Here is a 21,536-nt window from a genome sequence, read left to right as displayed (position 1 = left end):
ACCAGGCAAGCCCTGTATCATTATAAAATGACGTTCTTCTGATTTCCGGCTAAGTATGCGTCGATGTTGTCAAAGACGATGACGGCGCGTTTCGCCATGGATTCTGCCGTAGCGAAAGCGACGTGCGGCGTAACGATAGTGTTCTTGGAATGGAGCAGCGGGTGATTGGTGTCGAGAGGCGGTTCGTTTTCAAAAACGTCGATGCCGGCACCGGCGATTTTACCGCTGTTCAATGCATCAGCCAAATCCTGGGATACGACGACAGGACCGCGGGCTTCGTTGATGAGGAAGGCCGTCGGTTTCATATACGACAAGGTTTCTTTATTGATCAAGCCCTTCGATTTGTCCGTAACCGGGCAATGGAGGCTGACGATATCGGCCTGTTCCATCATTTCTTTCATGGGCAGGTATTTAATCAGTTCCGTATCGGCTTTATGGGAGAAGCCGTTATAGGCGATGACCTTGGCGCCAAAGGCATGGACCAGTTCGGCGACGCGATGGCCGATATGACCGGTACCGACGAGGGCGACGGTCTTGCCTTCCAGTTCGTTGCCGACGAGGCCGGCTTTCGTACCGCCAGCACGGCAGGCTGCATCGACCTGAGGTACGCGGCGGAGCAAATCGAGCATCATGGCGATGGTCAATTCAGCTACGGCAACTGTCGAATAGCCGGACGCATTGCTGACTTTGATGCCTTTGGCTTTGGCCGCATCGAGAGCGACGTGGTCGACACCGGTAAAGGCGACGTCGATGTACTTCAAGTTCGGGCAGGCATTGATGACTTCGGCTTTGAGGGGCATATTGGCGATGATGAGGATATCGGCGTCCTTGGCTTCTTCAATCTGGACGGCCGGGTCATCATTGCGTTCATACGCAGCGAATTCATAGCCTTTTTCTTTCAAGGGTTTCACATACGAATCAAGTAATTCCTGGCTGATACCTAACGATTCCAACAAGACAATTTTCATTTGTAAAATCTCCTTTCAGCATAGGTAATATTTTGATTTAATTATACGCATATATTGGCAATTTGTAAGCTATCTATGGGAAATCAGTATAGGTATACCCTCTATATGATAAAAACATATACTATTTTTCGTCTAAGGCCGCTTGTACTTTAGCACATAGGCTCAATAATAGTTTTCGTTCCTCTGGCGACAGGCCTTGCAGAGCCCGTCGCCGATGAGCTGTCACAAAGGGTTCTGCCTGGGCGAACAAGTCCTGGCCGGATGCTGTCAATTCGATATACTTTCCCCGCCCCTTCTCCATAGGATGGCGGCTAATGAGGCCTTTCTTTTCCAGCCGGCTCAAAGTGCGCGTAATCGCTGCCGCTTCTACCTTAAAATGACGTATCAAATCGGCCTGGGCAATGCCGCTATTCAAATGGATGAAGTTCAGGACCATCCATTCCGAACTGTGAAGTCCCAAAGGCGCAACACAGCCATTTAAAGTCCGGGAAAAGATACGGGTCGTGCAAAATAACTGCCGCACTAGTTCATCATCTTGCCGGTCTTGTATATCCATAATTGTAATACCTCTCAATCTTCATGGATATCGGCGACAGCTCCTTTCCCCGCTTTCTGGCTGGCCATGACATCGCTGCCATAACGATAATGACAGAACATGAACAGGACAGCAAAGCAAATCATGAGAGCTGTAACGCTCCAGTACATGTGGCGGTAGCCTACCATGCCGGCGATGACGCCCAAGACGAGGATACCCGTGCTGGTGCCGATATCAAGCATATTATAGAAGGTCGCGCTGGCAGAACTGCGCCGTTCCGGGCGGACCATATTCAAAATCCACGTCAGCAGGGCCGGAAGCAGCAGGCCTGCACCTAAGCCATAAAAGACGGACGCTGCCAATAAGACCGTGAGCGAATGAGCTGCCATGATGAGCAATAAGCCGATCAAGTACAAGACCGATCCGGGCATGACGACGGCAAAAGCACCTTTAGCATCGAGGAGACGGCCGCCAAAAGGACGGGAAATGAAGACGAACAGCGTCCCGATGATGAAGAACAGGCCGGCATTTTCGATATGCGCTTCAGCAGCCATCATGGCGATATACGTATTGACACTGCCATAGGCGGCACCGAAGAAAATCGTCAAAACAGCGGGAAGGCCCGTACCGGTTTCACAGATGCGGTCGCGCAGAGAAGCCTTTTCCTTCACTTCTACCCGACGAACTTTCTTGCCGGCATGACAGAAGACACTGGCAAGGACAGCCAGGAAGGAAACGGCGGCCGAGGCAAAGAACAGGGCTGCTGGGCTGATGTCATTGAGTAAAAATAAACCAACAGCCGGAGCCAGGGCCATCATGACCGTACTGCCCAGGCCGAAATAACCAATCCCTTCGCCGCGGCGGCTGGCCGGGATGACATCGGCGACGATAGCTGCCGCAAAGGTCGTACTCAGGCCAAAACCGAAGCCGTGGAGGATGCGGGCAGCTACGATGGCGTGGATACTATCAAACATATAATACGACACGGTAGCCAAAATGGAAAGGGCCAGGCCCAGGTAAAGGCACTTCTTTTTCCCTAAATAGTGGACACCCGTATCAGTGAACAGACGGATACAGATGGCCGAATAACCAAAGATACCGCCGATGAGGCCGATTTCCCCACCCGTAGCCCCTAAACTGGCCGCATAGAGGGTAATCGTCGGCAAGAGGAAATGAAACCCGGCAAACAAAAAACCGTTGGCCAGGACCAGAGCCATGAAATCACGAGTCCATAATCTTTCTTTTATCACTGCAATCGCTCCTTTTATAATTGACTAGTCAAATTTGTTGACGGAATCTATCATAACACTGTTATATTGACTAGTCAATACTATGTGAGGATTTCTGCCATCATGCCGGACGCTTTTATCTCAAAAGTTGTCCGTTCCGGCAGCTGTCTCGAGTTCATTTCCACCGCCTGTATGCGATATCGTAGGGGACGTCCTGCTAAGCCTTTTTGGCCCGTCAGGTGCCGACCAGCAGGAGGCGCAGGACGGCTGCCAAAACGGACAGCTGTGGCTAGGCGTCCCGCTGTGAATTGTAGACATAGCTATTCGGGCAGATGAAGGATGTTTTCACGCATCACCCGTCATGCATTACGTGTACACCACCATGACAGACGGGCCGCCCTTTGGGACGGCCCCTACAAAGTCCATAATACAAACTCTATCACAGTGTCTTCAACTTGAGGTGCGTCGCCTTGAGGAGTTCTTCCATGGACGAAGCGCCGACGATTTCTGCGGCTTTGAGGACGATGTAGGCACAGGCGCGGGCGTCGTCCAAGGCCTGATGGTGATGGAAGGAATAGCCCAGGTGACCGGCAACGGTGTCCAGTTTATGATTGGGCAAGTCCGGCCAGACGCGGCGGGAGATTTCGACAGTGCAGGCATAGGACGCCTGGGGCTTTTCCAGGTGATACGTCTTCAGCAGGCTGCGCAGGACCCGCGTATCGAAGACGGCATAGTGGGCGACCAGGATGCGTCCTTCCAGATGAGGGCGGATGCGGTCCCACAGGGCATCGAACTTTGGTTTATGGGCGACCTGGTCCGGCGTGATGCCATGGATCTGGATATTGCCTGAATCAAAAACCATGAAAGGCGGTCGGATGAGGGTATAGCCTTCTTTGACACAGCGGTCGTCATTCATGGTGACCGCAGCCAGGGAGCAGGCACTGTTGGCGTATTTATTGGCCGTTTCAAAGTCGATAGCCGTAAAATCGAGCATAATCTACCTTCCTTTTTTTGACAAACGAACAGATTCTATTTACAATAGCTACAAATCTTATTTCTGCGAGGTATCACCATGACGAACGAACAACGCCAATTCACGGCCCAGAGCCAAACCTTCCCGGTCATCCTGGTCCGAAAAAAAGTGAAAAACATCAATCTCCACGTCCGCAGTGACGGCACGCTGTATATTTCGGCACCGGCCCGTGCCCCTTGGGAATATATCGAGGATTTCCTGGAAAAGAAGACGGACTTCATCATCCGCGCCATCCGCGAAATGGAAGAACGGAAACAGAAATTCCCCATACTGACCCTCAGCGACGGCGACACGCTCTATCTGGCAGGCCAGCCCTACAGGCTCGACGTCCGCCTGGGCCTGCACAACAGCATCCGCCGCAGCGGCCAGACGGTCTTCATGGAACTGGCCGATGACACGCCGGTCATGCGGCAGAAGCTCTATCATAAGCTGCTGCAAGCCCTGGGGAAGAAACTCTTTCCTGCCAGTTTGTCCCGTATGCAGCCCTTATTCGCCGGCCTCGCCCTGCCCGACCCGGTCCTGAAACAGCGGGTCATGCGGTCGCGCTGGGGGTCCTGCATGCCCCTCAAAGGCATCGTCACCATGAACACCTACCTGGCCATCATGCCTGAAGCCATCATCGACCACGTCATGCTCCATGAGCTCTGCCATTTTCTCCAGCCCAATCATTCCCGCCATTTCTATGACGCCATGACCATCCGCATGCCCGACTGGAAAGCCCGGCGCCAGGCCATGGCGAAGTATCTGCCTTACTGTGTCTGATGGTCAGCGGGAATCGTCGCCGCCAGTTCCGGCCGGCCATCTTGGAAGGTCATGATGAAGACGTCTTTAATGGCATCGTGATTGGCATCGAGGGAAATGGTCCCCGTCGCGCCATCGTAATCGATGGTCTTCACCAGTTCCCGGGCCACATCGGCCGCTTCGGCTGACTGACAGCGTTCAATGGCATCGGCCGTCATCATGAAGGCGTCGTACCCCAGGGCGGCATAACTATCCGGCCATTCCCCATACTTTTCATAATAAGCCTGAGAAAAGCGCTTGGCCGCATCCGTCGCGTCGTGGCCGGCATAATGGTCCGTATAATAGACCTGGGTCAAATAATCCTTGTCGACATCCCGTTCCATCTTGGGTCCATTCCAGCCGTCCGGCCCTAAGAGGGGCAGGGAAACGCCGTGACTGCGCAGCAGCTCGATAGCCGGTATCGTCCAGTCATCATAACCGGGCAGATAGATGACGTCGACCTGTTCCCGCTGCAACAAGGGCAGGTATTTAGTCAGGTCCAGTACATTTTCTACGGGAATATAGACGGGCACGTCACCGCCGCTGGCAGCAAAGGCACTGCGGAAATATTCGGCCAGGCCCTGGGCATACATCTTGTCCGGATAATAAAAGACTGCCGCCCGCTTGACATGGAGCTGTTTCAGCGCATAGTCGGCCATGGCCCGTCCCTGGGAAGCATCGATATAAGCGGCGCGGAAAATATAGCGGTACACCTCATGGGACTGGGCATCGACGGTGATATCCGGCTGTGTGCAGGCCGGACTGATGAGGGGAATCTTCACGGCTTCCACGTTGGGGATGACAGCCCGCGTACAATCGGCCAAGTCCGGGCCGATGATGGCCGACACATGGCGCACCGTGAGCTGCTGGATAGCGGCTACGGCATCTTCCGGTTTACCATGATTATCGACCGATACGAGCTGGACGGGCTTACCTAAGAGGCCGCCCCGGTCATTGACCATATCCTTGGCCAGTTCGATGCCCCGTTCCGTCGATGTCGAATAGGACATACCCTTGCCGCTCAAGGCCAGGTTCGTCCCGATGAGGACCCCTGTATTGGCTGGCATCAAAGAACAGCCACTCAAGAGAAGGATGACAAAAAGCATACAAAAGCCGAGTATCTGCATGTTTCTCTTCATAAACGCGCCTCCTTCCTGGGGGATAGTAGTAAAAAAAAGGGACTGCCGCACGTGCGACAGTCCCCTTTTGAGTTTGTAGTTTTTAGTTTACAGCAAATGGTAAAAAATTGAAAACCATCTTCTACAAACTCTAAACTTTGTACTACAAACTTTGAAGACAAAGAGACCGTGCATGATGACAAAGACCGGCATGCGCTAATCTCTACGGCAGGAACAGCAGCGGGTTGGTCGGGGTTCCATTGACGCGGACTTCGTAATGGACGTGCGGTCCCGTGCTGCGGCCTGTACTGCCGGCTAAGGCAACAATCGAACCAGCCCGGACTTCTTGTCCTACCGTAACTAACAGCATGGAGTTATGGCCATAGCGGGTAACGAAGCCATTGCCATGGTCGATTTCGACGAGGTTGCCATAGCCGTCGACCCAGCCGGCCATGGTGACTTTACCGGCTGCCGTCGCCCGGACAGGCGTCCCGTAGTCGACGCCGATGTCGATGCCTTCATGGAAGCCGGAACCGCCGCCAATAGGATTGCCGCGATAACCGAAGTTAGACGTGACTGTCCCGCTGACGGGCCAGATGGAAGGCGTCGTCGACGTGCTGCTGGCATCGCCATTATTTCCGCCGCCCAGGGCACCACCCTGATATTTATGCGTAATCTGCTGCATTTGCCGAACCTGTTCGCCTGCCGTATCGCTCAAGACCGTCTTCAAGGTGATGAAGCTGATGATGCGGGCATTACTGCGGGTTTCCAAACGCGAGGTGGCCAATAACAGGTCATTGTAGCTGGCATGAGAAAGGTCCGGAGATTTCTTCTGTCCCCCTGCTACGCCACCGTCACCTTTTGGGCTGTCACCAGCCCCCGACCCCTTGACCATTTGCCGCAGCTCCTGATCCAGGGAATCCATTTTATCCATCTTTTCCTGGAGCGATGTCGTCTTTTCACGCATCAATTCCAGCTGCTGTTCATGCAGTGCTTCCTGGGCCTTGGCCTGCTGAAGCGAAACGAACTCGTAAATGCCGATGCCTGCAGCGATTACAATGACGACCACTGCGACAGCACAGCCGCGGACGAGTTTCTTATATTGCGCCGGTGTCACGACTAATGGCTCCGTCCGGTCCGTTTTCAGGAACGACGGCCACCATGCCGGTGTTTCCCAGGCCTTCATGCGTTGGCACCATGATTGCAGGTTGCGCATCCATGGATATATCTTGATGTGGATCTTCACGCTTTTCCCCTCTTTGTTATCCTTCCAGATCCTTTTGAACAGCCTGCATGTCACCGCTGTAATTCAATGCGTTGTCCAGGCTTTCCCTTTCTTCTTCACTCATGCCATAGAGACACTTGCCCTCTACGATCGGTTTGGCAAAAATACGCGATTCATTGCGCCCATAGACACTGGAAAGACAGAAGCCATCATTTTTCCCGTCGAGGACGGTAAAGGCAAAACTCAGATTGTTGCCGATATTGTCAAAGGCATTATATTTAACGAACCCGATTTTACGGAAACAGTGATTCTGGACAGCCATGATATCCTTCTGCGTCTGGTGGATCATGTCGAGTGTCCCCTGCAGGTTATGCAGCTTATCGACATCGTCACGCAGCTTCGCTTCGACGCTGGCTCCCGTTTCGTCTTGCATAAAAAAGGTGTAATTCGTTTCTAATTTTCTGATTTTCTTGTGTAAAATGACGATATAGACGAGCAAGAGCAATAAAATCAACCCGCCAATACCGGCAAGCGCCATCGTGGCAGCCTGCATATCGACATTCAGCATTTCTTTCCTCCCATGAACATGAATATGCAAAAATATTATATATGAAACAAAGAAAGAGGTGACCGCGGCGTGTCTTCTTTTTCTTCAGTCAGTATCGACAGCAGCCGTTCAAATTCTGCTTCTGACGAAAAGGAAATCTCGATTTTCCCCTTTTTCCGGCCCTTCCCCAGCTGGATGGCCACATCGGTCCCCAAGGCCATCTTCAGCTTATCCTGCAGCCAGGCCACATGGGCGTCCGGTTCCGGGCGGGGCTTGGCCTGGGTCATCAGATGGCGGACCAGGGCTTCTGCCTTGCGGGCCGACAGCTCATGCTTCATAATGTACAGAGCCGCTTCCCGCTGCAGTTTCGCAGACGGCAGCTGCAACAGAGGCCGGGCCTGTCCCATGGATAGGCGGCCTGCAGCGATCCATTCCTTGATGTCGGCTGGAAGCTGCAGCAGACGGACCATGTTGGCTACATGGGACCGGCTTTTCCCGACTTTCTGCGCCGTCTGTTCCTGTGTCAGGCCAAAGTCCTTCATCAGCCGTTCATAGGCCATGCCTTCTTCAATAGCATCCAGGTCCTGGCGCTGCAGGTTCTCGATGAGAGCAATTTCTGCCGCTTCATCGGGCGTATAGCTTCGTATGATAGCCGGCACTGTTTTCAGGCCACAGCGTTTGGCCGCCCGCAGCCGCCGCTCACCGGCAATGAGCTCATATCGGCCGGGACCGGCCTTCTGGACAACGACAGGCTGGACAAGCCCATGCTGACGGATGGAATCCGCTAAAGCGGCCAGCCCCTGTTCATCAAAGGTCTGCCGCGGCTGCCGGGGATTGGGGACGATACATTCTACGGCGATTTCCGCCGGTGCGCCCCGTTCAGCAGGAGACTCGTCGACTGCCACCATGTCCACCTCATTTCTTCCAAAATTATTTTTGAAGTCTATATTATAGTATATCGTCTATCCACCATTTAATCAAATATTTATTGCCCTGATTTCATTGATTTTTCTAACAATTTCTATGGTATAATAAGAAGCAAATGTACAGATTCAGAAAGGATGTAAAAAATGCCAACATTTACCGACCCCTTGCGGGAAATCGACGCTGCCAGCGTCAAAGAATACGCCTTGCAGCGCGGAGCTGCTGAACTTTCCGATGATTTCGTCCAGGAAGCGTGCCAGCGCGTCATGGAACTGGCCAAACCCCAGGCTACGTGCCAGCAGTGCTTCTATGACAGCACGTCCCATATGGTCCTTTGCGACAGCCCCTTTACCATCAACAGCCCGACTGTCCACCAGCGCATCGAAGATTCGGCCATCGTCCTGATGTATGCCGTTACCCTCGGCGAAGCCCTGGAAAAAGAGGTCGATGCCCTGTTCATGAATAAAGACATCACCCGCGGCCTGGCTCTCGATTCGGCCCTGGCCGTCGCCACAGCAGGCTATACGAAACAGCTCATCGACATGCTCGACGAAGCCGGCGCCGATAAAGGCTATAAAGCCGCCTGGATCATGAATCCCGGCACTGGCGACTGGCCGTCCGGCCAGATGGCCAACATCGCCCAGGCCGTCCACGCCGAACAAATCGGCGTCTCCCTCCTGCCCAGCGGCATGCTCATGCCACGCAAAACCGTAACCGGCGTCATCGGCCTGAACTTCATCGGCGGTGGCTGCTCCGGCTCGTGCAGCTCCTGCGCCATGGCCGGCCATTGCGGGGAGTAGAGGCTAGGGGCTAGGGGCTAGGGGTTAGCCGTTAGCCAGCGGACCGCTGGCTCGTAGCTCGTAGGGGCCGTCCCAAAGGGCGTCCCGCTACACGCTGAGTGTTTCCCGAAGCGTCGTTGTCAGCTTGAGTCTGTCGCGGCGGAACGCCGCATCTGAATCCGAAAAAAACGCCGGTCGTAAAATCATGCCACATGAACCATATAATGTATTACCGACTGGTCACGGCGGGCCGCCTTTCAGGACGGCCCCTACGGATGCCCCGATTGGGGCGTTTGTTTTTGACGAACCACTAATAACTTGAAAGGGACTGTCGCACAAAGGTTTCTGCCATCATGCGAGATTCCCTTTGCTTCATAGTTTGTAGTATGGAGTTTGTAGTTTGTAGTATGGAGTTTGTAGTTTGTAGTATGGAGGGCTTTAAATTTAAAACCCTTCACTAAAAACTACAAACTGCGAACTTAATACTCAAAAAGGCGCTGTCTTCATAAGACAGCGCCTTTTCACAATTATGGTGTAATTCAGTTGTTTTTAGAAAATCTTTTTGAGGATGATCGTCTGGCTGCGGTTCGGGCCGACGGAGACGATGCCCAGGGGAACGCCTGTGAGTTCGCTGATGCGTTCGACATAGTGGCGGGCAGCTTCAGGCAGTTCATCATAGGATTTGCATTTCGAGATGTCTGCTTTCCAGCCCGGCATTTCTTCATAAATCGGTTCGACGTTTTCCAGGACGTCGAGGCTGGCCGGATATTCTTTCAAGAGCTGGCCTTTATATTTATAGCCCGTGCAGATTTTAATAGTATCCAGGTCATCGAGGATGTCCAGGCGGGTAATAGCCAGGTAATCGAGGCTGTTCAGCATGGCTGCATATTTGACGACAGCCGTGTCGAGCCAGCCGCAGCGGCGGGGACGACCGGTAACCGTGCCGAATTCATGGCCTGTGTTGCGCAGATATTCGCCGACTTCGTTGAGCTGTTCTGCCGGGAACGGGCCAGCGCCGACGCGGGTCGTATAGGCTTTGACGACGCCGACGATATTTTCCATACGGCGAGGACCGACGCCGGAACCAGTGCAGGCACCGCCAGCCGTCGGATTGGAGCTGGTAACGAAGGGATATGTACCATGGTCGAGGTCGAGCATAGCAGCCTGTGCCCCTTCAAAGAGGACTTTCTTGCCTTCACTGACATAGAGGTTCGCCGAGTAGTTCGTATCCTTGACATACTGGCGGATCTGGTCGGCATAGCCGAGGTATTCTTTGAGGACTTCATCGTAATCGAAGCCTTCGCAGCCATAATATTTTTCAAAGAGACGGTTTTTAAGGTCAATATTGATGCGCAGTTTCTTGGCAAAGACATCGCGGTCCATGAGGTCGCCGATGCGGATGCCTACGCGGTTGACTTTGTCGGCATAGCACGGTCCGATACCGTTCTTCGTCGTACCGATTTTAGCGTCGCCCTTGAGTTTTTCATCTTCTTCATCAATGCGGATATGATACGGCATGATGACATGCGCACGCGTGGAAATTTCCAATTTGCTGATCTGCACGTCTTTGGAGGTCATGCCTTCGATTTCTTCAAGGAGGACTTTCGGATTGACAACGACGCCGCTGCCGATGATGCAAGTTTTGTCGGAAAAGAGGATACCCGACGGCAAAAGACGCAGTGCAAAGGACTTATCGTCGACGACGACCGTATGGCCGGCGTTATTCCCACCCTGGGAGCGGATGACGACATCGGCCTTCTGGGCCAAATAATCTACAATCTTACCTTTACCTTCGTCGCCCCATTGGGTTCCGATTACCATTGCTGTAGCCATGTATTCAACATCCCTTCGTGAATTGTAAAATTAACAAACACTTATATTATATCATAGTCGCTTAGTGAAGCCAACTAAAAACATATTTCTTTACAAAAGGAGCAAAAAGTAGCTATCGCATGACGACAATCCTTTTTAAGGGGTTAGGGGCTAGCAGTTAGTGGTTAGCGGATAGTTCTAAACCATAGAGAAAGCCCCTGGAATGGCAGTTCCAGGGGCTTTCGTGTTTCAATTGCAAAAATTCACTACTTCTACTAGAAGTATATCATTTAAGCCCATTTTGTCAATGAACTTAAAAGGTTTTGGGGGTTATAAAGAAATCACGCTAAAGAAAGCCCTTGACTTAAAGTTACCTTTAAGGTTTATGCTTAGGCCATGAAATACAAATGAGCTATAAATTTTCTGACAGGAGGCCTATAATTATGAAATTAAGAAAACGCATCATGAAAAATATGGTATTCGCTGCCCTGTGCAGCTCCCTTTTCATCATCGGCGCAGGTGCCGGTAGCAGTTATGCCGCCCAGGCCCCAGCTCCATCGAAAGCACCGGCTGAAACCATTGACGCTGCAACACTTTCCAATAAATGGGACAAGACGTTTCCAGAAAATGCGAAGGTCGCTCACCAAAAAATTACCTTCCATAATCGCTATGGCATTACGTTAGTCGGCGACCTCTATACGCCGAAAAATATGAAACAAGGTGAAAAACTCGCTGCCATTGCCGTAGCCGGTCCTTATGGTGCCGTTAAGGAACAGGTTTCCGGCCGCTATGCCCAGGAATTAGCGGCCCGGGGATTCATCACCCTGGCTTTCGACCCGTCCTTTACCGGGGAAAGCGCCGGCGAACCGCGCAACACGACCTCACCGGATATCAACACGGAAGATTTTTCTGCCGCCGTCGATTACCTGTCCACCCGCAATAACATCGCCCCGGAAAAAATCGGCATCCTCGGCATCTGCGGCCGGGGCGGCTTTGCTCTGAATGACGCTGCCATGGATACGCGCGTCAAAGCTACGGTCACATCTACCATGTACGACATGAGCCGGGTCATCGCCAATGGCTATTTCGACTATGAAAAAGATGAAGCAACCCTAAAAAAAGAACGGATGGAAGCCCGCAAAGCCATCAGCGCCCAGCGCACAGAAGATTACCGGAATGGCACCTATAAAATGGCCGGCGGTGTCCCCACAGAAGTAACAGCCGATACGCCACAGTTCGTCAAGGATTATCATGACTACTACCAGGAAAAACGCGGCTACAGCCCCCGGTCCTTCGGCTCCACCACAGGCGCAACTCTCAGTTCCCTGCTCGATTTCATGAACATGCCCCTTCTGTCCCGGGCTGATGAAATCGAAAGCGCCGTACTGATGATCCACGGGGAAAAAGCCCACTCCCGCTACTTCAGCGAAGACGCGTTCAAGAAACTGAAAGGGAACAACAAAGAACTGCTGATCATCCCCGATGCCGTACACACCGACCTGTATTATAAAATGGATGTCATTCCCTTCGACAAAATCGAAGCCTTCTACCGGCAGTATTTAAAATAAGGGAGATAAACTATGTCTTATACGATTTCACAAGCGGCGCAGATGACTGGTATCAGTCCGTCTGCCATCCGCTATTATGACAAAGAAGGGCTGCTGCCCCAGGTAGAACGGAAAAACGGTATCCGTCTCTTCAGCGATATGGATATTCGCTGGCTCCACCTGCTGACCTGCCTGAAAAATACGGGCATGCCCATCAAGCGCATCCGCGAATATGCCGAACTGGCTCAGCGCGGCGATGAAAGCCTGAAAGAACGGCAGGCCCTCATCCGCCAGCAGCGTCAGTTTGTCCTGGATCAGATTGAACAACTGCAGTACTACATGGAAGAGCTGGATTTTAAAGAATGGTACTATAAAAAAGCATTGGAACTCGGTTCAGAAAGCAAAATTGATTTCGATGAATATGAACGAGAAACAGGTAAAAAACCTCCTGATGATCCCAATAAGTGAATAGCCAAGGGCTTGTCGCACGACGACAAGCCCTTTTTAAAATGAACTCCCAAATGTTCAAAAAACAATGCATTGGCTTATTTCCTCAAATATTGTATAATATTCGGGATAAACTGAAATTCATTTTTTATTACCAAGGAGAGATTTCTACCATGTTATTTGATACATGTCACATCGGCGGTATTGAAGCGAAGTGCCGCCTTGTCCGTTCTGCTACCTTTGAAGGAATGGGGAACTACGGCCTTCCGACAGAAAAGCTGGCCCAAATGTATGAAAATCTGGCCGACGGCGGTGCCGGTATCATTATTACCGGCATGATGGCTACTACCAAAATGGAACCGCGTCAGCACTGCCAGATCCGCATCGACGATGATGAATGTATTGCCCCGCTGTCCCAGGTCGTCCACCGCGTCCACCAGCACGGCGGAAAAATCATCGCTCAGCTCGTCGTCATGGGGTCCGCCATCCTCCTGCCGGAAATCCCGGAAGGGGAAACGCGCATTATCATCAGCCCCAGCGGCGTTACGGAAAAGGTCGGCAAGTGGACCCAGGAATCGCAGGCCCTGACAGTCGACCAGATCCACGAACTGACGGAAGCCGTCGCCAAAGCCGCTGCCAGAGCCAAGGCCGCCGGTTTCGACGGCGTCCAGTTCCACGGCGCCCACGGCTACCTGGCCAGCAAGTTCTTGTCGCCCCATTTCAACACCCGCACCGATGCCTACGGCGGCAGCCTGGAAAACCGGGCCCGCTTCCTCCTGGAATGTGTCGCCGCCATGCGCCAGGCCGTCGGCGCCGATTATCCGGTCTGGGTCAAATTGAACTGTGCCGATTTCATGAAAGACGGCAGCATGACCTTTGAAGAAAGCAAGCAGGTCATGACCTGGCTGGCCGACATGGGTGTAAACGCCATCGAAGTCAGCGGCGGCAACACATCGTCCCTGCCGCGCAAGGGCCCGATCCGGGCTATCCGCCGCACAAAGGAACCGATGTATTTCAAAGCCTATGCCTCTGAAGCCGCAGCTATGCTGAAAGACAAAATCGATGTCGGCGTCGTCGGCGGTTTCCGCAAGGTCGAAGATATCGAAGATACACTGGAATCGACAGACCTGGCTTTCGTGTCCATGAGCCGTCCCTACCTGCGCCAGCCGGACCTGCCGAACCGCTGGAAATCGGGCGATACCGAACCGGCCCTGTGCATTTCCTGTTCCCGCTGCTTCGGTGCCGAAGATGTGGACTGCATTTTCAATAAACAAGAAAAAGCGAAACAAGACGCCTAAAAAAGAGGAAATCGCCCCGAGTTCATCGAATAAATAAAAATAACGGATTATTTTCACAAAAGGGGGCTGCCCTATGGCAATCATCGTCATCCTTGCCATCTTATTCAGCTGCATACTGCTCATCCTCTGCCTGCCCGTCTCCTACGCCCTTACCATCCATATCGGGACGCCTTTCCACATCGAAGGCCAGGACCGATGGGGCCGGAAATTGGCCGATGCATCCTGGTCCTATACGCTGGGCGAGGAGCCGCATCATGAACTGCATATGTGCTGGAAGCGCAGCCCTGCCGTGAAAGAGTCTGTCGAACCGCCGCTCCCTACAGCGGAAGAGGAAGAAAAGGCCTGGGACGAACTGGAAAAAGAAAGCCAGCGCCTCACGTATGAAGACCTGCTCCGCCAGGAAGGGCCGGATGCCCCAGCACAGAGTGACGCGAAAGAAGCGAAAAAAAAGAAACCGCCCATACGCCGGTTCTTAGCCAGCTTCTTCAATGCCGACTTTTTAGCGGCTTTCTTCACCTGGCTGTCGCGCCTGCTCGGCCACGGCCAAATCCGCCGCTTCACCCTGACCGGCATCGTCGGCCTCCCTGAACCGCATGAAACGGGGATGCTGGCCGGTGCCCTCTATGCCATCTGTCCGGGGAGCGTCACAGACTTACAATTCAATTTCGTAGAGGAACAGTATGACTGTACCGTCCGTGCTTCGGGCCGTCTATATCCGGCAGTGCTGCTTCTGTTTACAGCCGCCTTTGCCGCCTCCCGGCCTGTACGCCGTTTATGGGCTGAGTGGCACGCTGTGAACAAGGAGGAACAACATGGATAACTCGTACATCAAGAACAACTTGGAACAAATTTTTGAAAGTTTCAAAGAAATGATCAAAGTCGAAACCGTCGTCGGCCAGGCCGTCCACATCGGTGACGCCATCCTGGTACCGTTCGTAGACGTCACCTTTGGCTTCGGGTCCGGCGGCGTCAACGGCAAGACCGAAAACGGGCGCAGCAGTGCCGGCAGCGGCGGCGGTGCCAAGATGGAACCAGCTGCCATCCTGGTCATCAAAGGGGACCGGGTAGAAATGTTCTCCATCAAGAAAGATGGCTACCAGGCTTCGGCCTTTGAAAAACTCATCGCCATGGCACCGGAAATCATCGACAAGATGAAAAAAGACAAATACATTTATATTCACGACGATGAAGAAGACAAAGCAGAAGGCGACGACGAAAAAGCCTGATTCTGTGCAGGTTGTACTTTATCGGTAAGTTTGTTATAATATACGAATAGAACCATAGTAAGAAAGAGTAATTCAGCCGCTCTGCGGCACAGGAGGAATACATTATGAAACTGAAAAAACAATTAGCATCCCTTGCCGTTATGGGAATGATGAGCCTCGTCGCTGTTTCGTCGGCCTTTGCTTCCGGCGTCGGTGTCGTCAACTTCGATACATTGGTACAGTCCCATAAGGACTTCCCGAAAGTCAGCGCCCAGATGCAGGCTGCCGTTAAAGACGCTAACGAACAGTTCGCTAAAAAAGCTCCGAAAATGAAGACCGACCAGGAACGCCAGAACCTCGGCCGTGAATTGGCTCAGAACTTGAGCAAATTGGAAAACAAACTGATCGTCCCCATTGAAAAAGACGTCGTTTCCAAAGTCGAACAGGTCCGCAAGGACAAAGGCCTCGACTGCATCGTAGTCCAGGGTGCCATCATCTCCGGTACTGAAAACGCTACGGATGAAACAGAAGCTGTAAAAGCATTGTTGAAATAGGAGTAAAAAAGCTGCCGCTTTGCGGCAGCTTTTTTTAGTGGTTAGTGTTAGTGGCTCGTGGCGGCCTCATGGCCGCACCGTAGGGGTCGCACGTGGGCGACCCGTTAGGAACTGGGATGATTCCCCTGGCAAACTGATTGGGATATCAGACATATTCCGGAGCGGGCGCCCCACGCGGTCGCCCCTACAGTGAAATCGCATAATCCCGGGGCGGACGCCCCTACAGAAAAAGGACTATCGTATGAGGGCTTATATCATCATACGTAGTCCTTTTTTAACAATCCGCGGTTAGCGTTCGTAGGGGTCCGTGGGCGACCCGTTAGGAATTGGGATGATTCTCCTGGCAAACTGATTAGGAAATCATGCATATTCCGGAGCGGGCGCCCCACGCGGGCGCCCCTACAAATTAAAAACCATCCGCTAGCCCCTAACCCCTAACTGCTAACCGCTAAAACACCCTTGACATATACCCCATATCGGTATATTATATCAATGTACCCCATAGGGGTATTTAAATGAAAGGAGAACTCAATTATGGACGAAAAGAAAGTCTGTCCCTGCTGCGATACGGAGAAACATAAGTATCGCAATAAAGAGGGCAAAGAGTATAAATCGCTCATTTCCCGCCTGAACCGCATCGAGGGCCAGGTACGGGGTGTGCGAAAGATGGTCGAAGACGACCGCTACTGCATTGATATCCTGACTCAGGTCAGTGCCATCCAGTCGGCATTGAATTCTTTCAATAAGGAACTCCTGGGCCAGCATATCAAGTCCTGCGTCGTCCACGACATCCGTGAAGGCAAAGACGAAGTCGTCGATGAACTCGTCTGCGCCCTTCAGAAACTCATGAAATAAAGGAGTGAGTCCGTTGAAGCACGAAAAATTCAACATCACAGGCATGAGCTGTTCCGCCTGCTCGTCCCGCGTGGAAAAAGCCGTCAACAAGCTGGACGGCATCGACAAGGCCAGCGTCAACCTGCTGACCAACAGTATGCAGGCCTCGTACGATGAAAATGTCGTCAGCGAGCAAGACATCATCCAGGCCGTCGTCGACGCCGGCTACGGAGCCAGCCCGGCCGAAGGCGGCAGCCAGAAACAGGCCGGCGCTCCGCAAAAGAGCGCCTCTGACATAGCCAAGGAAGAAATGAAATCCATGAAGCACCGCCTCATCTGGTCCATCGTCTTCCTCATCCCGGTCATGTACATCGCCATGCACCACATGTTCTACGAATGGTTCGGCATCCCCGTACCGGAAGGTTTCCAGTATGTCTTCCACGGCGATGAAAATGCCATTACCTTCGCCTTTACCCAGTTCTTACTGATCCTGCCGATCATGTACTTGAACCGCAAGTATTATGTCAACGGCTTCCGCAACCTCTTCCAGGGCGCCCCGAACATGGACAGCCTGGTCGGCATGGGTTCCATGGCAGCTGCCCTGTACGGCGTCTTCGCCATTTTCCGCATGAGCTGGGGCATGGGCCATGGCGACTGGGCCCTCGTCGCCCAGTACAGCACCAATCTGTACTTTGAATCGGCCGGTATGATTGTCACCCTCATCGACATCGGTAAATACCTCGAAGCCCGCGCCAAAGGCAAGACCAGTACGGCCATCGAAAAATTGATGGACCTGGCGCCGAAACAGGCCACGGTCCTGCGCAACGGCGTCGAAACGGTCATTCCCGTCGAAGACCTCGTCGTCGGCGATGAAATCGTCATCCGTCCGGGTGAAAGCATCCCGGCAGACGGTATCATTTCTGAAGGGACGACCAGCGTCGATGAAGCCGCCATTACTGGCGAAAGCATCCCTGTAGAAAAACAAGTCGGCGATAAAGTCACGTCGGCTACGATAAACAAGACGGGTTTCATCCACATCACAGCCCGCCGCGTCGGCGACGACACGACGATCAGCCAGATCATCAAGCTCGTCGATGAAGCCAGTGCCAGCAAGGCACCTATCGCCAAGATGGCCGATACCATTTCGGGTTACTTCGTCCCGGCCGTCATCACCATCGCCATCATTACAGGCCTCATCTGGTACTTCGTCATGGGCGTCGACGCCGAATTCGCCTTCTCGACGGCCATCTCCGTCCTGGTCATCTCCTGCCCGTGCGCCCTGGGCCTGGCTACGCCAGTCGCCATCATGGTCGGCACTGGCAAAGGGGCTGAAAACGGTATCCTCATCAAATCCGGCGAAGCCCTGGAAACGGCCCATGCCATCGACACGGTCGTCATGGATAAGACCGGTACCATTACCGAAGGCCGTCCGAAAGTCACGGATATCCTTCCCCTGAAAGGCACGAAAGAAGACCTCGTCGCCATCGCTGCAGCCCTGGAAAAAGGCAGCGAACATCCCCTGGCCGAAGCTATTACGACCTATGCCGGCGACCATCAGCTGACCGGCAGGACAGCCAGCGATTTCAAGGCCCTCTTCGGCCGCGGCGTCCAGGCCGTCATCGACGGCAAGACCTATTATGCCGGCAACACGCGCCTCATGGACGAAGCCCATATCGACACCAAAGCCATCACGGCCAGCCTCAATGCCCTGGCTGACGACGGCAAGACGCCGCTCCTCTTTGCTGACGACAAAGAAATCATCGGTATCATCGCCGTAGCCGACGTCGAAAAAGAGACCAGCGCCGAAGCCATTGCCGACTTTGCCAAAATGGGCATCAACGTCGTCATGCTCACAGGCGACAACCAGCGCACAGCCGAAGCCATCCGCCAGCGCCTGCATATTCCCCAGGTCATCGCCGGCGTCCTGCCGCAGGATAAAGAAAAACACATCGCCGCCCTCCAGGCCGAAGGCCATAAAGTCGCCATGATTGGTGACGGCATCAACGATGCGCCGGCCCTGGCCAAAGCCGATCTGGGCATGGCCATCGGTGCCGGGACCGACGTCGCCATCGAAAGCGCCGATGCCGTCCTCATGCGCAGCGACCTCCTCGACGCCGTCAGCGCCATCCGCCTGAGCAAGGCTGTCATCAAGAATATCAAAGAAAACCTGTTCTGGGCCTTCTTCTACAACGTCATCTGCATCCCCCTAGCTGCAGGCGTCCTCTATCCGGCCTTTGGCATCCGCCTCAATCCCATGATCGGCGCCGCTGCCATGAGTCTGTCGAGCTTCACGGTCTGCATGAACGCCCTGCGCCTGCGCTTCTTCAAGACGACGCACAGTACCGATGTTTCACGTGAAACATCGGCGCCGGAAACCAGTAGCCCGAAAGCTGCACAGGCAGCGACGCAAACGCCGGTTCCCGAAGTGGCAGCCGTTCCGGCTCCGTATCACTATACCCTGTCCATCGAAGGCATGATGTGCCAGCACTGCGTGGCTACGGTCACGAAAGTCCTGAAAGCCATGGACGGCGTCACCGATGCCGTCGTCGACCTCGATGGTCAAAAAGCCGATGTCTCGGCTGATAAAGCTATCTCCGCAGAGGACTTCAAAAAAGTCATCACTACTGCTGGATATACATTACAAAATCTCAGTACACCAAAGAAAGAAGAGGATGAAACGATGGAAAAAACATTGAAAATCGAAGGCATGATGTGCCAGCACTGCCAGAAACACGTACACGATGCATTGGCTGCCATGGACGGCGTCACGGCTGTCACTGTCGACTTGGAAGGTAAAAAAGCCGACGTCACGACCAGCAAAGACATCCCGACGGAAGCCTTTGCCAAAGTCATTGCCGATGCTGGCTATGAATTGGTAAAATAAAAGTAAACGTCGTCCCTCTGCCGACTTCGCTGTCCGCCCATATCCTGCCGCCATGACTGCGGACGAACTGCCGGGCTAGAGCCAGGCCGATACCACTGCCGCCGCTCTTGCGGCTCCGCGATTTTTCGCTACGGTAGAAATACTGGAAGATATGCTGTAAATCCTCTGGGGCAATGCCGCTGCCCGTATCGGCGATCTGGACCTGCACATAGGGCTGGCCCTGTACGGTGACGACCTGCGTCGAAACGGTAATCATACATCCCGCTTCGATATAGCGGATGGCGTTGTTCAGCAGATTATAAATGACCTGATTGATACGGTCTATATCGATGGATACTTTCGGTAAATCCCTGGCCAAGTCCAAATGGACGGTCAGGGATTTTTCGTCGCATAAAGGCTGGAGCATGCTCACGGCCCGTTCCAGGAGGACGTTGATATCATAAGGTTCTTTATGGAGGGTGAGCTCGTTGATTTCAGCCAGCGACAAGTCGCGCAGGTCCTGGATGAGCCGGCCCATGCGCAACGTCTCATCTTCCATGGACAGGAGGACCTTCTTATCCGTCGGGATGACATCGTCGATCATGCCTTCCAGATTGCCCTGCAAGATGGCCAGGGGCGTCCGCAGTTCATGGGCGATGTTGGCAAACAGGCGGCGCCGCATCTTATCGTTTTTCGCCAGTTCCTGGGACATATCGTTGAAAGTCTCCGTCAGGGTCCCGACTTCGTCATGACGCTCGACGGGTACGGTCTGGCCATACGTGCCGGACTTGACCTTCTGGACGGCGTCAGTCAGGGCCGACAAAGGCCGCATGATTTCCCGGACAATGAAGTAGCTGATGGTAACGCTGACGGCCAGCATGACCAGGCCGACCCACAACAGCGACCGGTGGACAGCCGATATATACGTAATTTCCGCCAGCCCATGCATCATCCCCATGCCCTGATGGCTGTTTCCCATCATTTGCGACATGTTATTCAAATACTGGGAAAAATGGCTGTCCATCTGATTATTGACCAGGATGAGCAGGATGGCGATGGTCAGGAAAATCAGGATAAAGACCATCCCGGTCAGGCGGATGACGATGCTGTCAGCTTTCTTCATGATTCCCTCCGTCGAATTTATAACCGATACCGTATACGGTCAGGATATACGTCGGATGGGCCGGGTCGGGCTCCAGTTTCTTGCGCAGATTGCGGATATGCGTGTCGATAGTCCGTTCATAGCCTTCAAAGCCATAGCCGCCCTGTACTTTATCCACGAGCTGCATGCGGCTGAATACCCGATCCGGTGCCGAGGCCAGAACCAGCAGGAGATTGAATTCCGTCGGCGTCAGGGCAATGGGCTGCTGTCCCCGCAGGACGGTAAATTTTTCCTTGTCGATAGTCAGGTCCCGTATGGTATACGACGTCGTCTGCTGCAGTACTTCACCACGGGTCCGCCGCAACAGGCTGTAGACGCGGGCAATGACTTCCTTGACGTGGAAAGGCTTGGTCACATAATCGTCGCCGCCCATGTTGAGGCCGACCAGGCGGTCCGTTTCATCATCCTTGGCAGACAGAAAAATGATGGGTATATCGCTGAACTGGCGGATGCGGCGGCAGACTTCGAAGCCATCCATGCCGGGCATCATCAAATCGAGGAGCATGATCTGCGGCTTCTGGGTGCGCAGTGTATGTAACGCCGTCATGCCATCATGGGCGACATAGACCATGAACCGCTCCTGCTCGAAATAAGACCGCAGCAGGGCACAGAGTTTTTCATCATCATCGACGATCAAAATCGAATTCGTTCGCAAAATTCCACCTCCCGATCATTT

At 53.3% G+C, this 21,536-nt stretch carries 21 protein-coding genes; 10 read left to right on the top strand and 11 right to left on the bottom strand.

Annotated features, from left to right (window positions below; translation table 11 throughout):
- Positions 1-20 precede the first annotated feature (20 nt).
- The 4 genes from ACFWUB_RS06410 to ACFWUB_RS06395 all read right to left on the bottom strand — a co-directional run bounded on the left by ACFWUB_RS06410 (position 21) and on the right by ACFWUB_RS06395 (position 3,726).
- Positions 21-968 carry a 2-hydroxyacid dehydrogenase gene (locus ACFWUB_RS06410; protein ID WP_020310313.1) on the bottom strand — a complete coding sequence of 316 codons (948 nt, stop codon included), beginning with the start codon at positions 966-968 and terminating at the stop codon, positions 21-23.
- Between the two features lie 121 nt (positions 969-1,089).
- Entirely contained in the window at positions 1,090-1,524 is a 435-nt protein-coding gene (locus ACFWUB_RS06405) for a MarR family winged helix-turn-helix transcriptional regulator (RefSeq protein ID WP_292300666.1), read from the bottom strand.
- Between the two features lie 14 nt (positions 1,525-1,538).
- Positions 1,539-2,753 carry an MFS transporter gene (locus ACFWUB_RS06400; protein WP_303147770.1) on the bottom strand — a complete coding sequence of 405 codons (1,215 nt, stop codon included), beginning with the start codon at positions 2,751-2,753 and terminating at the stop codon, positions 1,539-1,541.
- Positions 2,754-3,171: 418 nt separating this feature from the next.
- A complete protein-coding gene (locus tag ACFWUB_RS06395) occupies positions 3,172-3,726 on the bottom strand; it encodes a 3'-5' exonuclease (protein WP_020310309.1) in 555 nt (184 codons plus the stop codon).
- A gap of 78 nt (positions 3,727-3,804) precedes the next feature.
- Between ACFWUB_RS06395 and ACFWUB_RS06390 the strand changes: the two genes are divergently transcribed.
- A complete protein-coding gene (locus ACFWUB_RS06390) occupies positions 3,805-4,527 on the top strand; it encodes a M48 family metallopeptidase (RefSeq protein ID WP_416183673.1) in 723 nt (240 codons plus the stop codon).
- On the opposite strand, the gene ACFWUB_RS06385 is transcribed toward ACFWUB_RS06390, so the two are convergent.
- The 4 genes from ACFWUB_RS06385 to ACFWUB_RS06370 all read right to left on the bottom strand — a co-directional run bounded on the left by ACFWUB_RS06385 (position 4,515) and on the right by ACFWUB_RS06370 (position 8,343).
- Positions 4,515-5,684, bottom strand: a complete 1,170-nt coding sequence (locus tag ACFWUB_RS06385) for an ABC transporter substrate-binding protein (RefSeq protein WP_292106810.1) — start codon at positions 5,682-5,684, stop codon at positions 4,515-4,517. The two genes, ACFWUB_RS06390 and ACFWUB_RS06385, sit on opposite strands and share 13 nt — an antisense overlap.
- A gap of 202 nt (positions 5,685-5,886) precedes the next feature.
- Positions 5,887-6,909 (bottom strand): peptidoglycan DD-metalloendopeptidase family protein, encoded by a 1,023-nt coding sequence (locus ACFWUB_RS06380; RefSeq protein ID WP_416183672.1) that lies wholly within the window; start codon positions 6,907-6,909, stop codon positions 5,887-5,889.
- Positions 6,910-6,925: 16 nt separating this feature from the next.
- Positions 6,926-7,456, bottom strand: a complete 531-nt coding sequence (locus ACFWUB_RS06375) for a DUF4446 family protein (RefSeq protein ID WP_020310305.1) — start codon at positions 7,454-7,456, stop codon at positions 6,926-6,928.
- Between the two features lie 35 nt (positions 7,457-7,491).
- The gene (locus ACFWUB_RS06370; RefSeq protein ID WP_292106805.1) at positions 7,492-8,343 is read right to left on the bottom strand and encodes a ParB/RepB/Spo0J family partition protein; all 852 of its coding nucleotides are present in this window, start codon (positions 8,341-8,343) and stop codon (positions 7,492-7,494) included.
- Positions 8,344-8,505: 162 nt separating this feature from the next.
- Between ACFWUB_RS06370 and ACFWUB_RS06365 the strand changes: the two genes are divergently transcribed.
- Complete coding sequence (locus ACFWUB_RS06365) at positions 8,506-9,159, top strand: hypothetical protein (protein ID WP_020310303.1); 654 nt, start codon at positions 8,506-8,508, stop codon at positions 9,157-9,159.
- A gap of 528 nt (positions 9,160-9,687) precedes the next feature.
- Here the strand turns inward: ACFWUB_RS06365 and ACFWUB_RS06360 are convergent.
- Positions 9,688-10,971, bottom strand: coding sequence for an adenylosuccinate synthase (locus ACFWUB_RS06360; protein WP_416183671.1), 1,284 nt, complete (start codon positions 10,969-10,971; stop codon positions 9,688-9,690).
- Positions 10,972-11,393: 422 nt separating this feature from the next.
- Between ACFWUB_RS06360 and ACFWUB_RS06355 the strand changes: the two genes are divergently transcribed.
- The 8 genes from ACFWUB_RS06355 (at position 11,394) to ACFWUB_RS06320 (ending at position 19,719) form a co-directional block, all read left to right on the top strand.
- On the top strand, positions 11,394-12,518 hold the full coding sequence (locus tag ACFWUB_RS06355; protein ID WP_416183670.1) for an alpha/beta hydrolase: 1,125 nt from the start codon (positions 11,394-11,396) through the stop codon (positions 12,516-12,518).
- Positions 12,519-12,530: 12 nt separating this feature from the next.
- On the top strand, positions 12,531-12,965 hold the full coding sequence (locus ACFWUB_RS06350; protein ID WP_020310300.1) for a MerR family transcriptional regulator: 435 nt from the start codon (positions 12,531-12,533) through the stop codon (positions 12,963-12,965).
- Positions 12,966-13,117: 152 nt separating this feature from the next.
- The gene (locus tag ACFWUB_RS06345) at positions 13,118-14,242 is read left to right on the top strand and encodes an NADH:flavin oxidoreductase (protein WP_020310299.1); all 1,125 of its coding nucleotides are present in this window, start codon (positions 13,118-13,120) and stop codon (positions 14,240-14,242) included.
- Between the two features lie 73 nt (positions 14,243-14,315).
- Positions 14,316-15,062 carry a hypothetical protein gene (locus ACFWUB_RS06340; RefSeq protein ID WP_416183669.1) on the top strand — a complete coding sequence of 249 codons (747 nt, stop codon included), beginning with the start codon at positions 14,316-14,318 and terminating at the stop codon, positions 15,060-15,062.
- A complete protein-coding gene (locus ACFWUB_RS06335) occupies positions 15,055-15,468 on the top strand; it encodes a GerW family sporulation protein (protein WP_020310297.1) in 414 nt (137 codons plus the stop codon). The genes ACFWUB_RS06340 and ACFWUB_RS06335 overlap by 8 nt, the downstream gene beginning before the upstream one ends.
- A gap of 104 nt (positions 15,469-15,572) precedes the next feature.
- The gene (locus ACFWUB_RS06330) at positions 15,573-16,001 is read left to right on the top strand and encodes an OmpH family outer membrane protein (protein ID WP_020310296.1); all 429 of its coding nucleotides are present in this window, start codon (positions 15,573-15,575) and stop codon (positions 15,999-16,001) included.
- A gap of 534 nt (positions 16,002-16,535) precedes the next feature.
- The gene (locus ACFWUB_RS06325; protein WP_020310295.1) at positions 16,536-16,856 is read left to right on the top strand and encodes a metal-sensing transcriptional repressor; all 321 of its coding nucleotides are present in this window, start codon (positions 16,536-16,538) and stop codon (positions 16,854-16,856) included.
- Between the two features lie 13 nt (positions 16,857-16,869).
- The gene (locus ACFWUB_RS06320; protein WP_416183668.1) at positions 16,870-19,719 is read left to right on the top strand and encodes a heavy metal translocating P-type ATPase; all 2,850 of its coding nucleotides are present in this window, start codon (positions 16,870-16,872) and stop codon (positions 19,717-19,719) included.
- Here the strand turns inward: ACFWUB_RS06320 and ACFWUB_RS06315 are convergent.
- Together ACFWUB_RS06315 and ACFWUB_RS06310 are read right to left on the bottom strand one after the other, a co-directional pair.
- Positions 19,685-20,821, bottom strand: a complete 1,137-nt coding sequence (locus tag ACFWUB_RS06315) for a sensor histidine kinase (RefSeq protein ID WP_416183667.1) — start codon at positions 20,819-20,821, stop codon at positions 19,685-19,687. The genes ACFWUB_RS06320 and ACFWUB_RS06315 overlap by 35 nt on opposite strands.
- The gene (locus ACFWUB_RS06310; RefSeq protein ID WP_020310292.1) at positions 20,808-21,515 is read right to left on the bottom strand and encodes a response regulator transcription factor; all 708 of its coding nucleotides are present in this window, start codon (positions 21,513-21,515) and stop codon (positions 20,808-20,810) included. Before ACFWUB_RS06310 ends, ACFWUB_RS06315 begins: the two co-directional genes overlap by 14 nt.
- Positions 21,516-21,536 lie beyond the last annotated feature (21 nt).

The sequence above is a fragment of the Megasphaera sp. genome, from assembly GCF_047831605.1.
GTDB lineage: Bacteria > Bacillota > Negativicutes > Veillonellales > Megasphaeraceae > Megasphaera > Megasphaera intestinihominis.
The sequence above is the reverse complement of the archived record's forward strand: the minus strand, read 5'-3'. Positions and strand labels throughout refer to the sequence as shown.

Bases quoted from the DNA above. Each gene is read 5' to 3' on its own strand.
- ACFWUB_RS06390 (WP_416183673.1), top strand. From the start codon at position 3,805: ATGACGAACGAACAACGCCAATTCACGGCCCAGAGCCAAACCTTCCCG.
- ACFWUB_RS06330 (WP_020310296.1), top strand. From the start codon at position 15,573: ATGAAACTGAAAAAACAATTAGCATCCCTTGCCGTTATGGGAATGATG.
- ACFWUB_RS06325 (WP_020310295.1), top strand. From the start codon at position 16,536: ATGGACGAAAAGAAAGTCTGTCCCTGCTGCGATACGGAGAAACATAAG.
- ACFWUB_RS06410 (WP_020310313.1), bottom strand. From the start codon at position 968: ATGAAAATTGTCTTGTTGGAATCGTTAGGTATCAGCCAGGAATTACTT.
- ACFWUB_RS06375 (WP_020310305.1), bottom strand. From the start codon at position 7,456: ATGCTGAATGTCGATATGCAGGCTGCCACGATGGCGCTTGCCGGTATT.
- ACFWUB_RS06360 (WP_416183671.1), bottom strand. From the start codon at position 10,971: ATGGCTACAGCAATGGTAATCGGAACCCAATGGGGCGACGAAGGTAAA.
- ACFWUB_RS06395 (WP_020310309.1), bottom strand. From the start codon at position 3,726: ATGCTCGATTTTACGGCTATCGACTTTGAAACGGCCAATAAATACGCC.
- ACFWUB_RS06340 (WP_416183669.1), top strand. From the start codon at position 14,316: ATGGCAATCATCGTCATCCTTGCCATCTTATTCAGCTGCATACTGCTC.
- ACFWUB_RS06405 (WP_292300666.1), bottom strand. From the start codon at position 1,524: ATGGATATACAAGACCGGCAAGATGATGAACTAGTGCGGCAGTTATTT.
- ACFWUB_RS06385 (WP_292106810.1), bottom strand. From the start codon at position 5,684: ATGAAGAGAAACATGCAGATACTCGGCTTTTGTATGCTTTTTGTCATC.
- ACFWUB_RS06355 (WP_416183670.1), top strand. From the start codon at position 11,394: ATGAAATTAAGAAAACGCATCATGAAAAATATGGTATTCGCTGCCCTG.
- ACFWUB_RS06365 (WP_020310303.1), top strand. From the start codon at position 8,506: ATGCCAACATTTACCGACCCCTTGCGGGAAATCGACGCTGCCAGCGTC.
- ACFWUB_RS06370 (WP_292106805.1), bottom strand. From the start codon at position 8,343: ATGGTGGCAGTCGACGAGTCTCCTGCTGAACGGGGCGCACCGGCGGAA.
- ACFWUB_RS06345 (WP_020310299.1), top strand. From the start codon at position 13,118: ATGTTATTTGATACATGTCACATCGGCGGTATTGAAGCGAAGTGCCGC.
- ACFWUB_RS06350 (WP_020310300.1), top strand. From the start codon at position 12,531: ATGTCTTATACGATTTCACAAGCGGCGCAGATGACTGGTATCAGTCCG.
- ACFWUB_RS06315 (WP_416183667.1), bottom strand. From the start codon at position 20,821: ATGAAGAAAGCTGACAGCATCGTCATCCGCCTGACCGGGATGGTCTTT.
- ACFWUB_RS06335 (WP_020310297.1), top strand. From the start codon at position 15,055: ATGGATAACTCGTACATCAAGAACAACTTGGAACAAATTTTTGAAAGT.